This is a genomic window from Parabacteroides sp. AF19-14, assembly GCF_003635485.1.
In the GTDB taxonomy this organism is placed as follows: Bacteria; Bacteroidota; Bacteroidia; order Bacteroidales; family Tannerellaceae; genus Parabacteroides; species Parabacteroides distasonis.
Map to the genome: position 1 here is coordinate 1,267 of NZ_QTMJ01000035.1, position 21,697 is coordinate 22,963.

General features: G+C 48.4%; 20 protein-coding genes and 1 pseudogene. 3 read left to right on the forward strand and 18 right to left on the reverse strand.

From position 1 onward, the window contains the following. Positions 1–69: 69 nt before the first annotated feature. The 10 genes and pseudogenes from DWX33_RS21330 to DWX33_RS21375 all read right to left on the reverse strand — a co-directional run bounded on the left by DWX33_RS21330 (position 70) and on the right by DWX33_RS21375 (position 6,970). Complete coding sequence (locus tag DWX33_RS21330) at positions 70–423, reverse strand: helix-turn-helix domain-containing protein (protein ID WP_005856071.1); 354 nt, start codon at positions 421–423, stop codon at positions 70–72. A 252-nt stretch (positions 424–675) separates the two neighbouring features. Further along, a complete protein-coding gene (locus tag DWX33_RS21335; RefSeq protein WP_102408426.1) occupies positions 676–1,080 on the reverse strand; it encodes a hypothetical protein in 405 nt (134 codons plus the stop codon). A gap of 3 nt (positions 1,081–1,083) precedes the next feature. Further along, positions 1,084–2,313, reverse strand: a complete 1,230-nt coding sequence (locus DWX33_RS21340; protein ID WP_005856073.1) for a site-specific integrase — start codon at positions 2,311–2,313, stop codon at positions 1,084–1,086. A 176-nt stretch (positions 2,314–2,489) separates the two neighbouring features. Further along, positions 2,490–3,806 (reverse strand): annotated as a pseudogene (locus DWX33_RS21345) (TraG family conjugative transposon ATPase); the annotation flags it as partial. Next, on the reverse strand, positions 3,803–4,135 hold the full coding sequence (locus DWX33_RS21350; RefSeq protein ID WP_008764731.1) for a DUF4133 domain-containing protein: 333 nt from the start codon (positions 4,133–4,135) through the stop codon (positions 3,803–3,805). The pseudogene DWX33_RS21345 and the gene DWX33_RS21350, both read right to left, overlap by 4 nt. Before the next feature lie 10 nt (positions 4,136–4,145). Beyond that, complete coding sequence (locus tag DWX33_RS21355; RefSeq protein ID WP_002560983.1) at positions 4,146–4,463, reverse strand: DUF4134 domain-containing protein; 318 nt, start codon at positions 4,461–4,463, stop codon at positions 4,146–4,148. Positions 4,464–4,664: 201 nt separating this feature from the next. Beyond that, positions 4,665–5,393 (reverse strand): hypothetical protein, encoded by a 729-nt coding sequence (locus DWX33_RS21360; RefSeq protein ID WP_008764732.1) that lies wholly within the window; start codon positions 5,391–5,393, stop codon positions 4,665–4,667. Between the two features lie 16 nt (positions 5,394–5,409). Continuing rightward, positions 5,410–5,763: a DUF3408 domain-containing protein gene (locus DWX33_RS21365; RefSeq protein ID WP_025880727.1), complete on the reverse strand. Its 354-nt coding sequence runs from the start codon at positions 5,761–5,763 to the stop codon at positions 5,410–5,412. Between the two features lie 2 nt (positions 5,764–5,765). Then, positions 5,766–6,206, reverse strand: coding sequence for a DUF3408 domain-containing protein (locus tag DWX33_RS21370; protein ID WP_002560986.1), 441 nt, complete (start codon positions 6,204–6,206; stop codon positions 5,766–5,768). Positions 6,207–6,208: 2 nt separating this feature from the next. Continuing rightward, positions 6,209–6,970 (reverse strand): ParA family protein, encoded by a 762-nt coding sequence (locus tag DWX33_RS21375; RefSeq protein ID WP_002560987.1) that lies wholly within the window; start codon positions 6,968–6,970, stop codon positions 6,209–6,211. 709 nt (positions 6,971–7,679) lie between these two features. Here DWX33_RS21375 and mobA point away from each other — a divergent pair. From mobA to mobC, 3 genes are read left to right on the forward strand one after another with little or no spacing between them, the layout of a single operon-like run. Continuing rightward, on the forward strand, positions 7,680–8,108 hold the full coding sequence (gene mobA / locus DWX33_RS21390) for a conjugal transfer protein MobA (protein ID WP_002560988.1): 429 nt from the start codon (positions 7,680–7,682) through the stop codon (positions 8,106–8,108). Next, positions 8,087–9,334 carry a conjugal transfer protein MobB gene (mobB, locus tag DWX33_RS21395; protein ID WP_002560989.1) on the forward strand — a complete coding sequence of 416 codons (1,248 nt, stop codon included), beginning with the start codon at positions 8,087–8,089 and terminating at the stop codon, positions 9,332–9,334. Before mobA ends, mobB begins: the two co-directional genes overlap by 22 nt. Before the next feature lie 30 nt (positions 9,335–9,364). Then, positions 9,365–11,374 carry a conjugal transfer protein MobC gene (gene mobC / locus DWX33_RS21400; RefSeq protein WP_002560990.1) on the forward strand — a complete coding sequence of 670 codons (2,010 nt, stop codon included), beginning with the start codon at positions 9,365–9,367 and terminating at the stop codon, positions 11,372–11,374. A 41-nt stretch (positions 11,375–11,415) separates the two neighbouring features. Here mobC and DWX33_RS21405 read toward each other — a convergent pair whose 3' ends face one another. The 8 genes from DWX33_RS21405 to tet form a co-directional block, all read right to left on the reverse strand. After that, positions 11,416–11,982, reverse strand: a complete 567-nt coding sequence (locus DWX33_RS21405; protein ID WP_002560991.1) for a hypothetical protein — start codon at positions 11,980–11,982, stop codon at positions 11,416–11,418. 16 nt (positions 11,983–11,998) lie between these two features. Next, positions 11,999–13,162 (reverse strand): GNAT family N-acetyltransferase, encoded by a 1,164-nt coding sequence (locus DWX33_RS21410; protein ID WP_002560992.1) that lies wholly within the window; start codon positions 13,160–13,162, stop codon positions 11,999–12,001. 9 nt (positions 13,163–13,171) lie between these two features. Then, on the reverse strand, positions 13,172–14,623 hold the full coding sequence (locus tag DWX33_RS21415) for an ATP-binding protein (protein ID WP_002560993.1): 1,452 nt from the start codon (positions 14,621–14,623) through the stop codon (positions 13,172–13,174). Between the two features lie 140 nt (positions 14,624–14,763). Further along, complete coding sequence (locus DWX33_RS21420) at positions 14,764–15,366, reverse strand: RteC domain-containing protein (RefSeq protein WP_002560994.1); 603 nt, start codon at positions 15,364–15,366, stop codon at positions 14,764–14,766. A 238-nt stretch (positions 15,367–15,604) separates the two neighbouring features. Further along, on the reverse strand, positions 15,605–16,027 hold the full coding sequence (locus tag DWX33_RS21425; protein WP_117714098.1) for a dihydrofolate reductase family protein: 423 nt from the start codon (positions 16,025–16,027) through the stop codon (positions 15,605–15,607). A gap of 279 nt (positions 16,028–16,306) precedes the next feature. Continuing rightward, complete coding sequence (locus DWX33_RS21430) at positions 16,307–17,629, reverse strand: sigma-54 dependent transcriptional regulator (RefSeq protein WP_122381012.1); 1,323 nt, start codon at positions 17,627–17,629, stop codon at positions 16,307–16,309. Then, positions 17,622–19,940 (reverse strand): ATP-binding protein, encoded by a 2,319-nt coding sequence (locus tag DWX33_RS21435; RefSeq protein ID WP_002560997.1) that lies wholly within the window; start codon positions 19,938–19,940, stop codon positions 17,622–17,624. The genes DWX33_RS21430 and DWX33_RS21435 overlap by 8 nt, the downstream gene beginning before the upstream one ends. After that, positions 19,940–21,697: tetracycline resistance ribosomal protection protein (gene tet / locus DWX33_RS21440; protein ID WP_122381013.1), on the reverse strand; the 1,758-nt coding region annotated here is incomplete at its 5' end. The genes tet and DWX33_RS21435, both read right to left, overlap by 1 nt.

Below are 21,697 nucleotides of genomic sequence, written 5' to 3' on the forward strand. Positions count from 1 at the left end.
ATGGTTTTCCAAAGGGCTGCGAAATCCTCTTTCTGCATGGTGACATCCTGCCCGGCTTCTTCTTTCCTCTTATTTTCCATAATTACGGATTTTCCGGTTTGCGCTCTTGGCGATGGCGAGTGCCGCCTCGTCCTTGTCGTTCACCCTTTTTGCAAGGTTTTCCGCCCACGTGAGAAGCTCTTTCCGTGAGAAAAGCAATTTGTTCCCGTATTTGCGGAACGGCACTTCCTTTTTTGCGGTCAGCTTGTAGAGCCGTGCCTTTGAAATCAGAAAACCGTGTCGTTCCAGCACCTCTACCGCCACATCGGGCGTGAGGTTGTCGGGTTCGTTCCTCGGCTGGGTGAATCCTGCCAATGACTGGGAAACGGTTTCGCTCACGATAGCCCGGAGTTCTTCGGGCGTTGTCAAAATAATGTTTGTCATATTTTCTTCCTTTTTTAGTTATTACTTGGCTACCGTCATAGCCGTTGCAACCGGTTGATGCCGCAAAGGAAGAATAAAAGAAACCGATTATTCAATTACTAATCACTTGACACAGACCGGACAACTTGGGACAATGCAGGACATCCGGCAAGATTGGAGCGGGATAAAAAAAGGGACAAACGATGTATTGGTGATTTTGTCCTTCCAACACACCGTTTGTCCTATGTATGTTAAGTGATTATGCGAATGCCGCTATTTCACATCCTTTAACCTTTCAAGTTGGGAAACGACTTCTTTTATTACGAAATATTTGTTTCCCGACAGCCCTATGTCCGAACGGGATATGAAACCGAGTTCCTCCCACCGGGCTACGGTCTGCCTGCTCACGCCCGCCATTTTCGCCAATGTCTTTTGGTCTATCAGTTCCCTGCCCTCGAATACGGGGTACTTGTATTTACGGGTGGCATGGCTGAACCTTATTTTCTCTATCGCCTTGTCCACGTCTTTAACAGTAGGGGGAATATATGATTTCACTTGCAGTACGGCTTCTTCTATTTCGTAGCCTGCGTATTCGGGATTCTGCGCCAGTTCCCCGTAAATGGCACTGAAACATTCAAGGTGTCTAATCTTCACCGTCTTGGTTTTCTTGTTCGGCATGGCTCAATCGAATTTGGTTAATAACTGCGCATTCCTTATCCGCTCCTCCTGCTCGAAACTGGCGAGGTAGTTCTCCGTGATGGCAAGGCTTGAATGCCCCAAACTCTCGGATATGTAAGCGATGTTCGTTCCGCTGCGTTTTAAGACAGTCGCATAGGAATGCCGGGCGGAATAGGTCGTGAAACGTGGGACACCGACAGCTTGGGCTATTTTAGCCAAAGCGATGTTGCAACGGTGCGTTACCCGTCTGACAATATTGGAAATGACAAATTCGTCCTCCGTGTCTTTGGCATACTTGAAAAGGAAAGTATCGGGATTCCCTTCGTCCGGGTTTCCCCACCGTTTTATAATATCCCGCATTTCGGGAGTGAGCACCGCCCTTATTTCCCGTATATGGTTGGACGTGTGCGATGTCTTGGAGCGTACAAAGCAGATTTCACCGTCCACGATGTTCCCATACCGCAAGAAAAGCATATCCCTGAAATTGATACCGTTGCACAGGTAGGAGAAAAACCAAAAATCCCGGTACTTCTCAACGGTCTTGCTGCCCTTGTATGTCACGACTTTTTTTATCTGTTCCATCGTCAAGGCTAACTTTCGGCTGTTGCCGCTCGGAATCTCGTACTTCCCCCTGCCGAACGGGTATTGGGCTTCTTTCAAAATCCCGTTGCGCCTTGCGTCATTCACCACGCATTTAAGGGCTTTCATATAGAAATTTATGGTGGTGACGGTCTTGCCCTCGTTCCGCAGGAACTTGTCAAGGCGTGACAGCCAGTCCGCAGAAACCGCAGAGAACGGCACGCTGCCGCCTGCGAACCGTTCTATGCTTTTCAACGTGCTGCGGTAGTTATAATAGGAATTTACCTGCCCGTTGAGTTTGAATGCGTCTATTTTCCCCTGTATGGCTGTGTTAAGGGTTGTACCCGTACACCTGCCCAACCTCATGCTGAGCGCATCGAAACAGAAGTCCCCACGTTCCGCAAGGGCTTCCACTTGGCTTTTTATGATGGAGAAACTGTTTTCCACGCTTGCCCGTATCTCAATCAGTCTGCGGCTCTTGCTTTCGGCAAGGATTTCCCAGTCCTCTTTGGACAATTCCTTTCCGGTGGAATAATATTTCTGCTTGCGGTTGTGTATCACTTGTATCTTGACAGGGAACAGACCGCTTTTCTTCGCCCTACGTGCATCCAGTACCGATAGTACGGATATGCCATCTTTTGAATACTTGAACATAGGCTGCCTTGTTTATTGTTATACGTCTATTTTGTACATACGATTTGCATACAAAAATAGAGATTATCGGAAAAAACAGCAAATCAAAAGCCAAATCATTTTCCTAATAATCTCTAAATATCAGTTATTTATATACAAACTCAAACAATATAAAAATGGTAAAAATATAGGGTATTATTACGGTTGGTCGTGATACCCCGCTTCATGGGCAGGTCGGAGATGTCAAGGTGCAGCGGTTTTCCCGTGAGCCTGTCCACCATCTTGATGCCGAAGGGCGAGAGCGAGTTGCGGTAGTTGGTTTCCTCTGTGAACAGGCACACCGCCTGTTCGATGAAGGTGTGGAAACTCTCTTCCGCCGGGAAGTCCGCCGCATTGCCGGGTATCGCCGCCCAGTAGAGTGTCGGGCAGTCGATGGTGTTGTGGCGCGGCACGCATTCCATGCTTGCCAACTGGCTGCCCACGTCGTTCTTGATATGCTTCAGTTCCTCCGCATCGTCGCTCCACGCCATGACGTTGAAGTGTGCCCGTACCGAGGTCAGTCCGTAGGAATGGGCTTCGTTCAGGTATTGGTCTATCCACTCGCGGTTGATGCTGTTGCTCCTTGAATAGCGAGATAGCGACTGCATGTTACGGGCGGACTTCTCGAACTTATGCAAGGTTTCCTCACTGTTGTCTATCAGCACATACTGGTTGTAGATATGGTTGCAGGAGAGCAGAAGCCCCACCGGGGAGGCGAATGACAGTCGGCAGTCACTCCGGTCGGTGGAGAGCTTCTCGTAACGGGTGTCGGTAGCCACCTTGCCCGGCAGGTCTTCCGCGTCGGAGAGGGTGTGCAGACACAGGCGGTTGTCGCCGATGCGCATCTCCCTTGCCGAAAGCTCGATGTCCTGCAAGGTGGTGTCACCTTCCGACATGAGCGAGAAGTAGCGTTCAATAAGTCCCGTATTTCCCTCAGTACCCACAATCTCATCGGTGGAGAGGCGGCGCAGCCTGACAAGCCCGCTGTCGTTCATGATGCGCTCGAACTGTTCGCAGGCTTCCAAGAACTTGGTCGTGGTTTCCCTGTCCAGCTCCTTCGGGATGATATGTCCCCGGCACAGCGTGCTGAAATTGCTCTGCATCCGGTTACGCTCCTTTGTTGTCTTGGTCAGGTAGAGGTAGCAGGTGTGTTTCAGGTACGGACGCTCGTTGAAGTGACGCTCGAAAGAGCGGCTTAAAAAGCTCATGTCGTCCTTCTGAAGCTCCGGTTTGTAGCGTTCCTTGATGAACCAGTCCTGTTTGTGGACGACGGAGTAGTCCGGCAGCACCTTGATAGCCTTGCACCAGCAACTGTGTATCGCCTCGTACTCCGCACCCGTCACGGTGTAAAGTTCCGGCAGTTCCACCTCGAAAGCCACCGTGATGTCGGCGTCCTTTGAGATGATGCAGCCATGCTCCACCGCTAAAAGTGGGAACCTGTTTTCCAGTGTTGTCATTTTCGATGTATTCCTCATTGTCTTTCTTCCTTTCGTTGTCGTTTGAACAGACGGGGTATCCGCCGCCGGTTGATAAGGTATCGGGGATGGCTCCGTGCCGCTCCTAATTTCATCAGCCCGTGTTCGCCGTACCGGGCGTTCAGCGCGAAGGTCTGCCATACAAGGAGGGAGGACGATGCCGCGCCGAAGCCGATACATATCCACTGGTCGATACCGACCATGTAGAGGATGACGAACAGGACGAAGAGAGCCAGCAGACCTCCGCAGAAGATGAAGAGGTACTGTGCCTTCAAGCCCTTGAACTCTACCGGACGGCCGATACCCTTGTTGATTGGGTATTCAGCCATACATTATTTATTAAAGGAAGAATGAGCGCAGGATGGTGGCGGCAACAATCAGGAAGATGCACGCGCCGAACCACGAGGCGGCTGTCTTGCTGGTGTCGGGGTCGCCCGATGAAAACTTGCCGTACACTTTTACGCCCCCGATAAGCCCGACGACTGCACCGATGGCGTATATCAGTTTAGTTCCGGGGTCGAAATAAGAACTCACCATAGAGGTGGCTTCGTTGATGCCCGCGATGCCGTTTCCCTGCGCGAAAGCGGAGGCGGTTGCGGCGATGACAAGTGCCGCGGAGAGGATTGCTTTTCTGTTTTTCAAGATGTTCTTGTTCATAAACTGTTCTTGTTTTTTGCCGTCAAAAGGGTGGATGGTCCTTTGTCGGGCGGTTGATACTTTGTTTCTTTACTTTGGTTTTAGTGGATGCCCGTTTGTTTCCACGGACGTGGGCGTGTCCGTTGCGGATAGGGATGCGCCTTGCGTTTCCTCGCCGCGTGGGTTGATGTCATTCTTTCATGTTCATTTCTTTTATTGTTGTCATACATAGTTGCGAATGTCGAACTCCTCGATGTTGTCCGGCACGACGAACTCCTTTTCAGGTTTCTTCAGCCGAATCTCGATAAGCCCCTTGATGCGGATGCCTATCTCCGAAGAGCCTTCCATCATTTTCTCGTACAACTCCGTGCCCTCCATGTCGGTGAACACCTTCGCCGCCTTTTCACGTTCCGCCTGTGTCGCGTCCGGGTTCTTGGCGGTCTTGCAGGCGTCGTCAATCTCGTCAAAGCTGCTGCCCGAAGCCCGTGGCGTGTCCGAGGCGTCCTCTTCCGGTTCGTCGTCCCCGTATCCCAGTTCCTCCGGCGGTATGCTCGTGAAGGTCTCATCGAGTTTTTCCTCCGGAACTTGTGCCGGGCGGGATGCGTTTCCCGTTTTTCCGTCGTCAAAAGTAGCCTCTTCCTCCGACAGCTCAATGCCTTTTTCCATAGTGGCGGCTTCTTGCGTCGGTATGGCAGCGGTTGTCCGGGTGGATGCCATCCTGAAACGGCTCTTGCCGATGATGTCCGCCTTTTCCGCAGGGACTTCCTCGTGTGCCGCTATGCGTTTAGCCTCATTCCCGTCCAGTGACCGCCATAATCCGACAATGCCCTTGAAGAAGCGGACAATCCGCGTGTCCATGATGCGCTCGTAAAGGAGCAGGAACAGGAACCAGAGGTTGCAGCCGACCGATACCGCCAGCAGAATGTCTGTCATGCTGATTGTGTAATTCATATCCTTCCGTTTTTGGTTAGAATACTGAATTATAATTTCGGGCATAAAGGCTCTTTATCGCATCCTCGCACTGGTTGAAGTGATGCGTCAGCACATGGTCGATGTAAGCGGACAGCATAAGCCGGTCATGCCCGATTACACGGGTGATACACATGATACGCTCGTGGTACTCCGGGCGCACATACGCCATCTTCCCCTCACGTGCCTTTACTTCCGAGTCACGGATGAACAGACGTTCATAGTCCTTCTCGCAGCATTTGCCGCTTACCGGGACAGGCGACAGGATTTCCACACTCGCCTGCACTTGGGCAAACATACCTCCGCAGTCTTGCTGTGGTCTTTTTTCATTCGGTGTCATTTCTTTTTCCATTTTCAAATCAGATCTTCACGTTGTTTCTTGTACAGTTCGTTGATTCTCTCCTTGTGCTGTTCCAGATGTTGGCGCAGCACGGTATCCACATAGCCGCCCACCGAGATTTCACCTCCGGCGATGTCGTTCACGATTCTGAGGATTTTGCCGTGGACATCGCGGCTGATATAGACACACTGGCGGGTCTTTATCTCGTTGCGGCGCAGGAACAGCTCGTTATAGTCCTCATCCTGCCTTTTCCGGCGGCCACTTTCCCTCTGCGCTTTTTCCCGTGTTACTGGTTGCACAGGAGGTGGTTCCGGTGCGGCGGTGTCCTCTTCGGTCGGTGCAGCTGCGGGTACTTCCTGTGCGGGGCGCAGTGTCCCGTCCTGTGTGCGCCGCCCGATGGAAGCTAACAGCAGTTCCTCGTCGATGCCTTCCGTGTTCACTTTCCTGCTGCCCATGCTCACTGCGGTCTGATGATGTCGCTTATCTCTTCGGAAAACTCCCGGATGCCACTCCCTTTCAGCAGTGCCGTGTCCATCGGGAAGATGGTGGAGCGGAAAACGCTCTTGCGCTCTTCCGAAAGGTCACGGCGGAACTTCTTGCTGTCGGGCAAGCGGGTGGAAAGTACCGGAAAGCCCATTTCGGCTATCACTTCCTCGTAGATGCCGTACAGGTCGTTCCTCTCCCTGCCGTCCACCATCGTCCAAAACAGATAAAGCCCCTTTGTTTTCGCCTGTCCGGTAGTCATCAGCCTGTCGCGGAACATTGTGACGAATTTCAGGGTACTCTCCACAACAAAGCGGTCGGCACTCAGCGGAGTGAAGATGTAGTCCATCTGCGAGAGCGTCTTTATCACGCCGTTACTACGGAGTGTGCCGGGCATGTCGAAGAACACCACGTCGGGTTTCACGTCCTCAGTGGCAATCATCCTCTCGGCATCGTCGAGGGCGTTCACCGCATTGCTCTTGACGATGGTGTAGGCGTTCTTTTTCATCCGGCGGAAATGGTCGCAAGCGAGAGCCTTGAAGTAGGTGCTGCTGTCGATAAGCCCCATTTCGTGTTCGCGCAGCCCGTGGATGCTGTGCTGCGGGTCGTCGCAGTCCACGACGGCGACATTGTAGCCTTTCACGTTGTGCAGGTAGCTGGCGGCAAGTGCCGTGACAGTGGATTTGCCGATGCCACCTTTCTGTGTTGCGAATGCAACGAAGATTTCCTTACTCATAGTTCCATTTATTTTAATTGTTGAAGATTTCTTTTTCTATTTATATGCGGATTTGGTTGCTACATTATCCGCTTCAGTGAACAGACACATGGGCGGGTCATCGCGTATCCGGTTCTGTGGTGAAGCGGTGCGGCGAACAAGTGATGAATGACGACACTGCGTCATGAAGTCATTGAATCTGTACTTCACCAGATTGTCGGATAACCGGGGTTCCGACGGTTCGGGTATCCGCTTCGGCAAGTATCCGCCGAAGCGATTGTCCGGGTATTTGAATGTTCCTTTTCTCATATTTTCAAATCGTTCGTTTCTTGAATCATGCTGCAAATAAACAAGTATATTTTGGAACCTGTATCACTTCTCCGGCAAGTGGCAGCACGTTGCGCCGGTTGGCAGTCATTGACCGGGTCAAGCATCTGTCCAATACAGCTTTAAGGGCGTAACTTTGCCCCCCGGACAGCAGGGTTCGCCGATGGTGCGCGGCCCGGAGTCCTGAAAGGTATCTTCCCATCCGTCCCCTGACGGATTTTTATGTTCACCTGAACATAGCAAGGTATGTTTTCAGCCGCTCAAAATATTTTGAGCATCCCGGAAAACGCCTTGCCCTTGCAGGGGGCGGGCTTTCCCTCCGAAGTCGGAAAGCCTTTCAGAACTGCGGTGCTGTGATCCGAAGCGGCGGCTTATGCCGTCAATCCGCTAAATCCAAAGTAATATGAAAGAGAAAAGGAAAAGCAAAGCAGGGAGAAATCCCAAACTTGATCCGGCGGTGTACCGTTACACCGTCCGTTTCAACGAGGAGGAACACAATCGTTTCCTCGCCATGTTCGGAAAATCGGGTGTCTATGCACGGTCGGTTTTCCTCAAAGCGCACTTCTTCGGACAGCCGTTCAAGGTGCTGAAGGTGGACAAGACGCTGGTGGACTATTACACCAAGCTATCGGATTTTCATGCGCAGTTCCGCGCCGTGGGTACGAATTACAACCAAGTCGTGAAGGAACTGAGGCTGCATTTTTCAGAGAAAAAGGCGATGGCGTTGCTCTACAAATTAGAGCAACACACCGTCGAACTCGTGAAACTGAGCCGCCGGATTGTGGAACTTTCAAGGGAAATGGAGGCGAAATGGTCGCAAAAATCAGTGTAGGAAACTCGTTGTACGGCGCGATTGCCTATAACGGGGAGAAGATTAACGAGGCGCAGGGGCGGTTGCTTACGACCAACCGCATCTACAATGACGGTTCGGGAAAGGTGGACATCAACAAGGCGATGGAGGGTTTTCTCACCTTCATGCCGCCACAGATGAAGGTGGAGAAGCCGGTGGTGCATATTTCGCTCAACCCACATCCGGAGGATGTGTTGACCGATGCGGAATTGCAGGATATAGCCCGCGAGTATCTGGAAAAACTCGGTTTCGGCAACCAGCCTTATCTTGTTTTCAAGCACGAGGACATCGACCGCCACCACCTGCACATCGTGACGGTGCGGGTGGACGATAACGGGAAATGTATCAGCGACAAGAACAACTACTATCGTAGCAAACAAATCACCCGTGAGCTGGAGAAGAAATACGGGCTGCACGGCGCGGAGCGCAGGAACCGCCGGCTTGACACGCCGCTAAGCAAGGTGGACGCATCGGCAGGTGATGTGAAGAAGCAGGTGGCTGGCACTGTGAAGGCTCTGAACGGGCAGTACCGTTTTCAGACGATGGGCGAATACCGTGCGCTCCTTTCCTTATATAATATGACGGTGGAGGAAGCGAGAGGCAACGTGCGCGGACGGGAGTATCACGGGCTGGTTTATTCCGTCACGGACGACAAGGGTAACAAGGTGGGCAACCCGTTCAAGTCCTCGCTTTTCGGGAAGTCCGCAGGTTATGAAGCCGTACAGAGAAAATTTATCCGTTCCAAATCAGAGATTAAGGACAGGAAGCTCGCCGACATGACGAAACGCACCGTTCTTTCCGTGCTGCAAGGCACTTATGACAAGGACAAATTTGTATCCCAACTCAAAGAGAAGGGCATCGACACCGTACTGCGCTACACGGATGAAGGGCGTATCTATGGAGCGACGTTTATCGACCACCGCACAGGATGTGTACTGAACGGCTCTCGCATGGGCAAGGAGCTTTCGGCGAATGCCTTGCAGGAACACTTCACCCTGCCATACGCCGGACAACCGCCGATACCGTTATCCATCCCTATGGATGCTGCGGACAAGGCATACGGACAGACCGCATACGACCGTGAAGACGTATCGGGCGGAATGGGCTTGCTCACTCCCGAAGGTCCGGCGGTAGATGCTGAGGAAAAGGCTTTCATCCGGGCGATGAAGCGCAAAAAGAAGAAAAAGCGCAAGGGCTTGGGTTTGTAATCGGAGTATCAACAATTAAAAAATCAATGTATGTCACAACAAGAAGACGATTTGAGGGCATTGGCGAAAATCATGGATTTTCTGCGTGCCGTGAGTATTATTTTAGTGGTTATGAACGTGTACTGGTTCTGTTACGAAGTCATCCGGCTGTGGGGCGTGAACATCGGTGTGGTGGACAGAATCCTTCTGAACTTCGACCGCACGGCGGGGCTGTTCCATTCCATACTGTACACAAAGCTGTTTGCCGTCCTGCTGCTTGCCCTGTCCTGTCTGGGTACAAAGGGGGTCAAGGGAGAGAAAATCACTTGGGGAAGAATATGGACGGCACTCGCCGCCGGGTCCGTGCTGTTTTTCCTAAACTGGTGGATACTGGCTCTGCCGCTTCCGATTGAGGCGGTGATGGGGCTGTATGTCCTTACCATCGGTACGGGCTATGTCTGCCTGTTGATGGGAGGTCTGTGGATGAGCCGTCTGTTGAAACACAATTTGATGGAGGATGTTTTCAACAACGAGAACGAGAGTTTCATGCAGGAAACAAGACTCATCGAAAGCGAGTATTCGGTCAATTTGCCGACACGCTTCTATTACAAAAAGCGTTGGAACAACGGTTGGATCAATGTGGTGAATCCCTTCCGTGCGTCCATCGTGTTGGGTACGCCGGGCAGCGGCAAGTCCTATGCCGTGGTAAACAATTTTATCAAGCAACAGATTGAAAAGGGCTTCTTGATGTACGTGTATGACTTCAAATTCAGCGACTTGTCCACCATTGCCTACAATCATCTGCTGAACCACCCTGACGGCTACAAGGTGAAGCCGAAGTTCTATGTGATCAACTTCGACGACCCGCGACGCTCTCATCGGTGCAATCCCATTCACCCGGATTTTATGGAAGATATTACGGACGCCTACGAGAGTGCCTATACAATAATGCTCAACCTCAATAAAACGTGGGTGCAAAAGCAGGGTGACTTCTTTGTGGAATCACCTATCATTTTGTTCGCCAGTATTATATGGTATCTTAAAATCTATCAGAACGGGAAATATTGCACGTTTCCCCATGCCATCGAATTTTTGAACCGCCGCTACGAGGATATTTTTCCGATACTGACTTCCTATCCCGAACTGGAGAACTACCTTTCCCCGTTCATGGATGCGTGGCTCGGAGGGGCTGCGGAGCAGCTCATGGGGCAGATAGCGTCGGCAAAAATTCCGCTTTCGAGGATGATTTCACCGCAGCTCTATTGGGTGATGTCGGACAGCGAGTTTACGCTGGACATCAACAATCCCGAAGAGCCGAAAATCCTATGCGTGGGCAACAATCCCGACCGTCAGAATATCTACGGGGCGGCTCTCGGATTGTATAACTCCCGCATCGTGAAGCTCATCAATAAGAAGGGGATGCTGAAGTCGTCGGTCATCATAGACGAGCTGCCGACGATATATTTCAAAGGGTTGGACAATCTTATAGCTACCGCCCGAAGCAACAAGGTTGCCGTGTGTCTGGGATTTCAGGATTTCAGCCAGCTGGTGCGCGACTACGGTGATAAGGAGGCGAAAGTGGTGATGAATACGGTCGGTAACATTTTCTCCGGGCAGGTGGTAGGTGAAACGGCAAAGACACTATCGGAACGATTCGGTAAGGTGTTGCAGAAACGGCAGTCTATCTCCATCAACCGGCAGGATGTTTCCACCTCCATTAACACGCAGATGGACGCGCTTATCCCGCCCAGCAAGATTTCCGGTTTGACGCAGGGAATGTTTGTCGGTTCGGTGTCCGACAACTTCAACGAGCGTATCGAACAGAAGATTTTCCACTGCGAGATTGTGGTGGATGCCGATAAGGTAAAACGGGAGGAAAGTGCCTACAAGAAAATCCCCGTTATTACCGATTTCACTGACGCAGACGGCAACGACCGCATGAAGGAAACGGTGCAGGCAAATTACCGGCGCATCAAGGAGGAGGTGAAGCAGATTGTTCAGGAGGAATTGGAGCGCATCGCGGGCGATGACAACCTGAAGCATCTGTTGCAGCAGAAGTAACCTATTAAAATAAGGGAGGATAGCTAAAATCCTCCCTTATTTTAATATTCCTCCAAAAGTTTATTTTGACGTAAATCTTCAATGTAACATGCTAAGTTACTTGAAACTTTATTAAATACTTTATCAAGATATGGGATGATATTTTCCAAATTCAATTCCAACTCTAACGGGAAACTATGATATTGATGTAAAAACCTTGTGATGTCATTTCTTTCTGAAACAGATAAAAGCAAAAATGGATTACTGTTTTTATAATATACCATTGCTGAAAGATGAATAAAAGCGCATCCTAATTTATAAACAAAAAAAGGCCAGCCATAAAATTTATCAGCTAAATCCACCATTTGTTTATCGGTCACGACTTTCTTTGTATTGGGATAAGACCATTTTATTCCCTCCAAAGTTTGGTTTATAAAATGCTCTCTAAGGTTTAAGTCGCTAATTGACAACAAAAACATAACTCTTACCATAGAATCTAATTCTTGACGCAGAATAGATATTACCTGCCCATATAATTGTTGTTGCAACAAAATATTTATAGCGCAAGAATGTTCTCCTGACCTTTGAGTAACTATATCGCAAAATAAATTAATATTATTTGTTTTCATTGTTGAGTGATTTCGCTTATAAGATATAGGATTTACTATTGGTTGCCACATATATCTGATGCGGCATTTCTTTTTCGTTGTATATTATTGTATGGTTGTCGCACAAGGTCATTCCCAGCCTTTCAACCACACGGATGGATGCCACGTTTTCCGGTCGGATACTGCAACAGACAGTTTTCAGTTCCAGCTCTCCAAAGGCGTATTCCAAACACGCGCGGGCGGCTTCCGTACCGTAACCGTTATGCCAGTATGTGTTATCGAGTATATAGCCAAGCTCGACAGTCTCGTTCCCGTTTAGGGTACTATTCATCAGACCGGCTTGTCCTATCAATGCGCCGCTTTCTTTCAGTATGACGGCAAAATATCCGAACCCGTCCTTGCGGTATCGGATGAGTTGCCTGTTTATCCATTTGCGCACGTCCTTTTTGGTAAAGCCGTGTTCCCAAGCGTACATGACTTCCGGCTTTCCCATTATGGCAAGGAGTGCGTCCATATCCTTACGGGTTATCCTGCGGATAAGCAGCCGTTCCGTTTCCATGACGACCAGCGATGCGGAATAGGTCTTTATCTCAAATCCGTCCTCTTTCCATTCCTTCACAAGCCTGTTGATCGTTTCTTCCACCAGACTGTCATAAGCGGCATCGGGAATAACCTTTATAAAAAAGGTGTCACGGGTTTCTTTCATGACCCATTCGTTGATGTCTTTCAGTTCCTTGCCTTCGGGAATGTAATTCTTGTGTATCATGAACTCGTTGATGTTGTCCGCCAACAATTCTTCCAACTGATAACGGATGTCATCCTCCAGTTCGGCAAATGGTATGGTTTCCTCTTCATAGATGCCTTCTATTAAAACATCATCCTCTTCCATATCCTCGTCCGGTGTCTGATTGCCCCGTTTCATGTCCAACATATCCTGCGCGAACTGCCCGGATTCCTTGTCCTTGTACTTCTTGGCATATTTTTCCAGCAGTTCCCAGTCCTGACGGCTCATCGGGCATTTGAAAACGGCTCGTTCCACCTCGTTACAGCGCACCATGTCCGCCTTCACATCATCGGGAAGCGACCGGCATTCCTTGCAGATATGCCGCGAGTGTCCTTTGCCGCTGAATTGCTCGTTGGCTTTGTACTCGCTACAAATCCGACAGTAATGCCCCTGTTGTTTCTTCTTTTTCGCCACCATACCCCGTTATTATATCAACAGTTCTTTTCCTTTATCGGTAAGACGATATTTCTGCCGGGGATGTTTCGGATTTTCCGGGTAAATAGGCTCTACCAAATTCTGCCTTATGGCTGGATACAGATATAGTTCTAAAAAATTACTTTTGTCCTTTAATCCTATCACACACATAATCTCTTTGGTTGAAAGTGTCTGTGTGCCGATTGCAGACAACACCTTTTCCACCTGTGGGGTAACTGTGGGGTGACTGTGGGGTAACTGTCGGGTAATTGTCGGGTCGTGCCCCACAGTTTTTCGGGTATAGCGGAAAATAACCCATACACTATTTCCATCTGTATGAAACTCCGGATCGGGAATGCCGACACGCCGGCATTCGCTTATCATAAGCCCGATGCCTCGTCCCCAGCTTTCCAGAACCTCGCTTTTATACAGAACATTCGCAATAATCAGGTTTTGAGGTTCTGAATTATGCCCGCTCAATAACTTTTCCATTGTTATATCCGGCGGAAAAGTTCCACTGTTCTCAATCTCCACACGGTCATCATAGATGGCAATTCCTACCGAACTGCCGGGACGGTGGTATGAGCGGTGGCAAAGGGCATTTGTGCAGCATTCCCTCAATGCCTTGTAAGGAATCTCAAGCTCTTCCTCCCGATACAAGCCTTCAACTTTGCCCGAAAGGGAAAGATGCTTGAAAAAGAACGACATTGCAGTGTCCAGCAGTGTGTAGATATTGCCAGTGGTACGCTGATTGTCTATAAACTCGTCTTTTGTAGTTCCTTTGAAACGCGCCAACCGAAGCAGGCACTGGGGATAGAAGTAAAAATCACGACCGAACAAGACTGCGGAAGCATTATTCAGTTTTCCGTCATGTAACAGGTTGAATTTTTCGAGTATGGTCGGCAAATCCTCCCTTATGGTGGCTTCGGGTAGGCGACCGCACCGGATGCCTCCACGTACCGCTCCCATAATGGCATGTTCATCAAGGTCAGTAACTTTGATGTCGGGATTCGTCATCGCCTCCCAAGCGTATTTCCCACCTCGCTGCATAAGCAGTTGGTTATATACGTCTTGCGGCATGGAGGATGTCACGCTCTCCAATCGAAGATAAGCCCGTCCCTTATAGGAGAACGGACGCATATAACGTTGGCTGTCCGCAGACAAGGCTATCACACTCTTGTCTGTATTTTGGATACTGATATACGAAACTTCGAGTGTGGCAAATGGTTCAAAACGCCGGATGGCTTCCGCAATATCACGCTTCGTCTTGTCGCTCACTTCCTGCCCGATGATCTTTCCTTTGTCGGTCACACCGAACAACACCGTGCCACCTTCGCTGTTAAGGAAAGCGCAGAGCGTTTCCATGCCGCGCTCCAACTGCCCGGTGGTTTCCTTGAACTCCACCTGCCCGTTTTCCTTTTCGGCTATCAGTTGTTTTACTATATCGAGGTTGTCTATGTTCATATTCAATTCGTAACAATTGTACAAAGATAGCGTTTTTCGCTGAAATTCGGGGCAATAGCGCGCCGAAAACGCCCTTTTTCGTATAGATTTTACTCAAACGGGAGAACAGCATGATACCATTCTCCCGCTTATACCTGATTTTATCTTCTCATACGTTCCAGCTCTTCATCGCGCAGCATTCTCTCGTTCAGTTTCTCCTGCATCTTGTCGAGGAAATAGGTACGGCTTTCGTTTTTCCGACGTTTGATGTCGGTATAGAAGCGGTAGCAATCCTTCGACTCAATACCGAATATCTTGTAGAGAATCGGGGCGAGCTGTTTTAGCGGCATATTGCCGTTGTTGATACAGCCCATCTCGTCTATGCCGTAGATAAGTTCCACGAGGTCGATGGCGTTGCCCGTCCAAAGAAGGCTGGCGGTGGTTTCTGTTGCGTTGTTGGCGGATATTAGTGGTGGCACTTGGGGCGTGGCAAGGAATTTCTGCATCTTTCTTACGAAAGACAGAGCCTTGCTGACGTAGGCGGCAATCTCTCTTCTTTCTTCTGACAGATTACGCACCGGATGGTGCTGCAACTCGATTTCGATGTAGGCAAGCGCGATGACGGTAAGGTTCATGTCCATGCCGCCGTTGCACAGTTCTATTACTTGGGTGGCGAAAGCCGTGTATGCTTTTTCCATATTGCAGTCTCCGGCTTCGTTTATCCGGCGGAAGAACTCGGTTTCCGCCAATAAAAAATAATTCATGTCCTGTCAATTTTGAAATTTTACACTCTGTTTTCGGTATGCGCACATGAATATAATTGGCAAAAAACGCGGCAGAAAACAAAAAATCCAACGCTCAATTTTACAAAGTGTTGTATTTCAGTGGTATAAAATTCAATATTTTTTCACAGGGACAAATTATCTCCGACTTAAATTGTTTGTAATCAGAACATTTATTCTATTCTTGAAAATAAAAATGTATGCTTGCCGCACATTTTGGCTATCTTGCTTTTTTATCAAGGATGTAGATAATGCGGCATACACCGTTGGGAAAACTTTTCAAAGAGGAAAGCGTCCAGTGTTGCTCTGGCAGAGCCGACTTAAAAAAATGTCGTCCGCTTCCGGATATGAAAGGAACGGTGTATAGTATGATTTCATCCACAGCGTGCATACGCAGTAGTCCGTTTATATAGTCTGCCGTGTCCGGTGTGGCTTCCGCGAGGTAACGGATGTTTGTGCCGTCTTTTCTCCATTCGTGCAGCATTGAAATGGAATAGTCTGGTGTCACGCGGTAAAGGGCGTTCTTCCTGATTTCATCAAGACCGCAACGGTCAAGGCACAAATCCTGATGTGCTTTATCATATAACTCTGAAGAAAGACATCCGTCCATCGTCAGTACGGCGAGAATCTGAACTTTACCCATAATCGTTACCTTTCATTAGGCAAGGGCAAAAAAGTAGCGTGCAATTCACACTACCTTCAAGCGATGGCTCTGGTAAAGCCTTTACGGAGAGTACGTGAATGCACGCTATGCGTAAGCATAGCATAAGCATCACGCAATCGTCTCCGTAGTTCCAATTTACCAGATTTTCGCTTGAAACGCCTTGCGGTCTTATCCTATATGTTGGCGGCGAAAAGCTCCTGCCAATCGCCGTTTTTCTCAAATGTTATGCAAAGATAGCCAAATTCAGTGAATTACAGGCTATGATTGCTTGAATTTATATTTAAGTCCATACTCTTCAAGTTTGCTGTATAGTGTTGTCCTGCCTATTCCGAGCAGTTCGGCGGCGACACTCCGGTTGCCGTTTGCCTGTTTCAACGCACGCAATATCCGCTCCTTATCCTCCGCGTCATTGCGCAGGGCGAAGTTGACAGTAGAGGTCGGTTTCGTCACGGCAAGTTCCAGATGCTCTTTCATGACAACACCTTCCTGCGCCTGCAATACAGCACCCATAACTTTCTGCCGAAGTTCCCGCACGTTGCTCGGCCATGCGTGTGTCAGCAACGCTTTACGTGCTTCGGAACTGAACCCGCTCACGCTACACTCCAGCTCTCTGTTTGCCATATCACGGAAGAACTCTGCCAGCGGCATGATGTCTTCCTGACAGTCACGCAACGGAGGAACGGTTATCCCGAAGTCGTGCAGGCGGTACAGAAGATCCTGCCGAAAACGCTTTTCACTCACTGCCGCTTCCAGATCCTCGTTGGTGGCGGCGATGATGCGGACATTGAAACTCCTGTCTGCCTTGTCTCCGACCGGGCGATACCGCCTCTCCTGTATGGCGCGGAGCAACATCTGTTGGGTTTCCAACGCGAGGTTTCCTACCTCGTCCAGAAACAGCGTGCCGCCTTCCGCCTCATGGAAATATCCTTTCTTGGCACAATCTGCTCCTGTAAACGCTCCCTTGACGTGTCCGAAGAAGGCCGAGGGCGCAAGCTCTTTGGTGAGTGAACCGCAGTCCACCGCCACGAATGGCTTGACTGCCCGCTTGCTCTTGTCGTGCAGGTGGTGGGCAATATGTTCCTTACCCGTGCCGTTCTCTCCGAATATCATCACGCTCATATCGGTAGCGGCTACCAGCCTTATACGGTGCATGATTTTCTGAAATGCGGAACCGTCACGGGCGAACACAGGCATACGGCGTTGTCCTGCCTGACGTTCTTTCAGTATGGAACGGATCAGGGGGACAAGTTTATCCTCCACAAGCTGTTTGGGAATATAGTCTATCGAGCCGAGTTTCATGCTTTCCACGGCGGTATTAACTTCGGCGTAGTCGGTCATAATGATGAAGGGCTGCATCTTTCCCTCCTTTCGCATCCAGCGCAAAAGGTCAATGCCGTTACCGTCAGGCAGGCGCAGGTCGGCAACCACGATGTCATTATCTGTCGCCTGTTGTAGATGTTTCTTTGCGGTTGAGAGGTGGTAAGCCTTCACGGTGCGGTAGCCCTCCCGCGCCAGCATGTTGCAGACAAACTCGCAGTACACGATATTGTCTTCTACCACAATTATTGTTGTCTTATCCATCTTCGTATTTTCTCCTTTCCTCTTCTGCCAACCGGATTATTTCCGCTCCCTTATCCAGCACGGCAGTCACGGCATGGCTTAACGCTTCACCATCCGGGAGTACATCGCCATGAAGCAATCTGTAAAGTACATTTAGCGGTTGGTCGGCACGTAGCACCTCCCACGAGCTGCGCAGGTGGTGTGTCAGGGAATCCAGCTTTTGCAGGTCTTTTTCTGTTGCCGCTTCCCGTATTGTCTGCATCTCTTTTTCAGTTTCCGTCATCAACTTTTCCAGCATAACGGCTTCATTGCCGTAAGACAGCAAAGCTGAAAAATCCGGTTTCCCGTCCGGTGTTTCTTTTATGGCACACCTGTCGGAAACCTCCATCAACTCCGATATGGAGAACGGCTTGAACAGGCATCCGGCAAAGCCTTTTGCCAATAGTTCCCCTTTGTTACAACTGCCCGAAGCGGTTGCCACAACCACCGGGATTGTTGGTGAATTGCCCACGTTGGACGAACGCAACAGTTCCAGTAATTCGAAACCGTTTATACCGGGCATATTCAAGTCTGTCAGCAACAGGCTGTATTCTTTCTGGCGTATCATTTCCATCAGTTCCGCAGCATCGGTGCAAGTGTCGCAGTGTATTCCTTCTTGGGAGTACATCTCTTTCAGCATCAGAAGTAATACCTCATCATTGTCAATGGCGACAACATCATGGAATTTATTGTTATGATAAACAGGTGTATTGCTTGTATATCCAAGCTGTTCTTCAGCTTCCTGCATAGAAATTTCAACTGTGAAACGACTGCCTTTCCCTTTCTTGCTGTCCAAACGGATTGTTCCGCCAAGCATCGACACAATATTACGCATTATGGCAAGCCCAAGCCCGAAACCCTCCTTTGCGGCGGCATTTGATAGACGTTCAAACGCACCGAACGCTTGTTTCTGTTCCTCTTCTGTCATGCCTGTACCTGTATCTTCAACGACCAGTGTCAGAACTCCATTATCATATTCAGTAATCAAAGAAACACCGCCTTCTTCTGTGAACTTGACTGCGTTTGACAGCAGGTTATTCCCGATTTGTATTATTCGCTCTTTGTCGGTCAATACAATGGCATCGTGTCCAGTCTTCACGGACAAGGACAACCCTTTGTTCACTGCAACAGGAATGAACTCCGTTTCAAGTGTGTGCGTGATTGCAGAAATCCGGCAGGGTGACAGACGGGGCTGTTCCTTGCCGTTGTCCAGGCGGAAGAAGTCAAGCAAAGTGTTGAGCATATCCCGCATACGGTCGGAGGATTGCAGTATATTTCGGATATATTGCCCATTATTACCGCTATTGCATTCTTTCCGCAAAAGTTCGGTATAGCCAGTTATTGCCGTCAGTGGTGTACGCAACTCATGGGTAATAGTATGTACCGCTTTCTTTCGGGAGGTTATGAGTACCTCATTTTGTTGCACGGACTGTTCCAATTGCTCGATCAAATCCGTTGTCTTGCGTTTGTATCGTTTAATGTTCTTTGCATCACGGTGTATGATGATATAGGAAATGACCAACAGCAAAAGAACAAATCCCATCAAGCCGCCTATCTGCATAAATGATTTTTTACGCATCGCTGTTATCTCGCTTTCTCTATTTTGTAAATCAGATTGTACCTTCTTTTCGATTTGGCAAATCAATCCTTGCAGTTGTCTGTTAAGTTCTGCATTACGGGCAGCAAGACTATCGGCTTGTTCTGACAATCGACGGCTCTGCGCTTTCTGTTCGTTGACCATGTTTCTATTGGATGAACGGAGCGTAGTCGTTGTTGTCGTTGGCTTCGTTCCCTCTTTTTTGCCAAAGATGCCCAAGAAACCTTTTCGTTTTGGCTTTTTGGACTGTTCCTGCACACTTTTCTGCACAATAACCGGAATTTGATTGGCTATCTTCTTGTTAATAGATTGTTGTTCATCCATTAACCGGACTATCTGGAACATCTGTCGTTCCTTATCCTCTAAAAGACTGCGCACACTATCGATGCGCTCTGCTGGATAGGTGGCCTTGAAACGGCAGAGCATACTGTCCATTGCCATACGCCGTGCATGGTAATGCTCGATATCTTTATCGTTCCATTCCAGTATTGTTTCACCCAATAGAGAAAATTTTATCATTTGAATATTGATATTGTTTATTTCTTTTCGGAGCTCGTCTATTTTTTTATTGCCAAGTTCTAATGCTTCTATCTCCTGCCATTCATAGAGGCTATTATATGCCATACATCCGATAAGAATGGAGATAAGTATATATCCCAACTGTATTGCCTTATAGAAATTTCCTGACCGCTCCATTATTTTGATGACATTGATTTTTGGAACATGAATAAAAGTTTATCTTTTTCGTTCATGCGGATATTATCAGAATAATCGCCTTTTGTTATTTGATACCCGCATGGCTTGACCATAAAAACGCCTAAGCCCTTAGTGTATGAACTTACTTCTGAGGCGTAGTCTTTACTTGTATTTAATGGAACTTTCCCTTTAATATGACACCACTCATTATTGCAACTGATGTCTTCAATCTCAGACATCATTTTTTGCAAATCTGTAATAGCTTTGGAACTTGCCGCTTGGGGTATCTGCAACTCAAAATAGAGCATCGGTTCGAGAATGTCCACACCTGACTGTTGCAAGGCCAGCCTGAAGACATAAGGGGTCAGCTGTCTGAAATCAGCAGGTGTACTTACCGGGCTATAATACTCGGCTTGAGTAAAAGTTACTTTCAGATCTGTCACTTCCCATCCATGTAAACCAGATTGGCAAGACATACGAATCCCTTCAAAAACGGCATTTTGAAAAGAATGGTTCAGATAACCATAGGAGATGTCACTTTCGATTTGCAACCCTGTCCCTAACGGCAAGGGTTCAAGCGTCAGCCCTATTGTGGCCCAGTAAGGGTTGGGTGGCACTTCGATCTGAATAATCTTATTGACCTTTTTTACAGGTCGTTCTTTGTAGATAGTCTTGATCTCATCAAAATGGACCTTTACGGAAAATCGTTCTTCCAGCAATGTCTGTATGATTTCCTTTTGTGTCAAACCATATAACGAGATTTCCAATTCATCACTATATGAGTTTATGGAAAAGGACAAAGACGGGTCTTCAATCCACAATGTATTCAGAGCGGATATCACCTTGCTTCTCTCTTCGGACCTGTCTGGCCGGACGGAGGATTTGAGAGCGGGATGCTGATGAGATAACCCTTGAATCAAACAAGGTTTAGTACCTAAATAATCTCCGATTCGAAAATCTTCCATATCTTCTACAATCGCGATATCATTGGCCCCCACTTCATCAACATTTATCTCTCTGCCCTGATAAATAGTCTTTAGATTTTTAATCTTGATGAATTTTTCCGAATCGTTGATTCTTACAATGTCTCGAAGTCTCAGACTTCCGTCAATTATTTTTAGAAAACTTCTTTTATGTCCTTTGGGGTCATGCTCTATCTTATAGAGATAAGCTGAAAGTCTGTTTGAGACTGATTCTGGAGGAAGTATAAAAGAAGAGATGGCGTCCAACAACTCATTGATACCGATATTGAACATTGCTGATCCATGTAGTACCGGATAGACTTTGGCTTTTGCCACAAGATCGATTATCGTATTCCAATAATCAGCCGGTGAAATTTCGCTATCCGCCAAATATCGTTCTAATATATTGTCGTCATGGTTGCATACAAATTCTTTGTATTCTTCCTTTATATATGTTTGGGAGCAAATCGGATAAACCAATCCATCGACAACAGTTTGCATAAACAGGACATCTTGAGACAGATTTGTTTTTATATCCAGATACAAACGCTCTAAATTCACACCGTCACGGTCAATTTTATTGATAAATATAATTGTCGGGATTTGCAGTTTTTGTAAAGTATTGAACAGCAACTTTGTTTGCGCTTGTATGCCTTCCTTTGCGGATAAGATGAGGACTGCTCCATCAAGCATTTTGAATGTCCGCTCCACTTCCGCAATAAAATCCATGTGTCCCGGAGTGTCAATGATATTGCATTTCACTCCATTCCAGATAATAGATGTCGTAGAAGCCCG

Excerpts from the sequence above, each read along its gene's own strand:
- DWX33_RS21420 (WP_002560994.1), bottom strand. The coding sequence starts at position 15,366 with ATGAATTATTTTTTATTGGCGGAAACCGAGTTCTTCCGCCGGATAAAC.
- DWX33_RS21415 (WP_002560993.1), bottom strand. The coding sequence starts at position 14,623 with ATGAACATAGACAACCTCGATATAGTAAAACAACTGATAGCCGAAAAG.
- mobB (WP_002560989.1), top strand. The coding sequence starts at position 8,087 with ATGGTCGCAAAAATCAGTGTAGGAAACTCGTTGTACGGCGCGATTGCC.
- mobA (WP_002560988.1), top strand. The coding sequence starts at position 7,680 with ATGAAAGAGAAAAGGAAAAGCAAAGCAGGGAGAAATCCCAAACTTGAT.
- DWX33_RS21405 (WP_002560991.1), bottom strand. The coding sequence starts at position 11,982 with ATGAAAACAAATAATATTAATTTATTTTGCGATATAGTTACTCAAAGG.
- DWX33_RS21435 (WP_002560997.1), bottom strand. The coding sequence starts at position 19,940 with ATGGAGCGGTCAGGAAATTTCTATAAGGCAATACAGTTGGGATATATA.
- DWX33_RS21355 (WP_002560983.1), bottom strand. The coding sequence starts at position 4,463 with ATGAACAAGAACATCTTGAAAAACAGAAAAGCAATCCTCTCCGCGGCA.
- DWX33_RS21365 (WP_025880727.1), bottom strand. The coding sequence starts at position 5,763 with ATGGAAAAAGAAATGACACCGAATGAAAAAAGACCACAGCAAGACTGC.
- DWX33_RS21370 (WP_002560986.1), bottom strand. The coding sequence starts at position 6,206 with ATGGGCAGCAGGAAAGTGAACACGGAAGGCATCGACGAGGAACTGCTG.
- DWX33_RS21425 (WP_117714098.1), bottom strand. The coding sequence starts at position 16,027 with ATGGGTAAAGTTCAGATTCTCGCCGTACTGACGATGGACGGATGTCTT.
- DWX33_RS21350 (WP_008764731.1), bottom strand. The coding sequence starts at position 4,135 with ATGGCTGAATACCCAATCAACAAGGGTATCGGCCGTCCGGTAGAGTTC.
- DWX33_RS21335 (WP_102408426.1), bottom strand. The coding sequence starts at position 1,080 with ATGCCGAACAAGAAAACCAAGACGGTGAAGATTAGACACCTTGAATGT.
- DWX33_RS21360 (WP_008764732.1), bottom strand. The coding sequence starts at position 5,393 with ATGAATTACACAATCAGCATGACAGACATTCTGCTGGCGGTATCGGTC.
- DWX33_RS21375 (WP_002560987.1), bottom strand. The coding sequence starts at position 6,970 with ATGAGTAAGGAAATCTTCGTTGCATTCGCAACACAGAAAGGTGGCATC.
- DWX33_RS21340 (WP_005856073.1), bottom strand. The coding sequence starts at position 2,313 with ATGTTCAAGTATTCAAAAGATGGCATATCCGTACTATCGGTACTGGAT.
- DWX33_RS21430 (WP_122381012.1), bottom strand. The coding sequence starts at position 17,629 with ATGGATAAGACAACAATAATTGTGGTAGAAGACAATATCGTGTACTGC.
- mobC (WP_002560990.1), top strand. The coding sequence starts at position 9,365 with ATGTCACAACAAGAAGACGATTTGAGGGCATTGGCGAAAATCATGGAT.
- DWX33_RS21330 (WP_005856071.1), bottom strand. The coding sequence starts at position 423 with ATGACAAACATTATTTTGACAACGCCCGAAGAACTCCGGGCTATCGTG.
- DWX33_RS21410 (WP_002560992.1), bottom strand. The coding sequence starts at position 13,162 with ATGGTGGCGAAAAAGAAGAAACAACAGGGGCATTACTGTCGGATTTGT.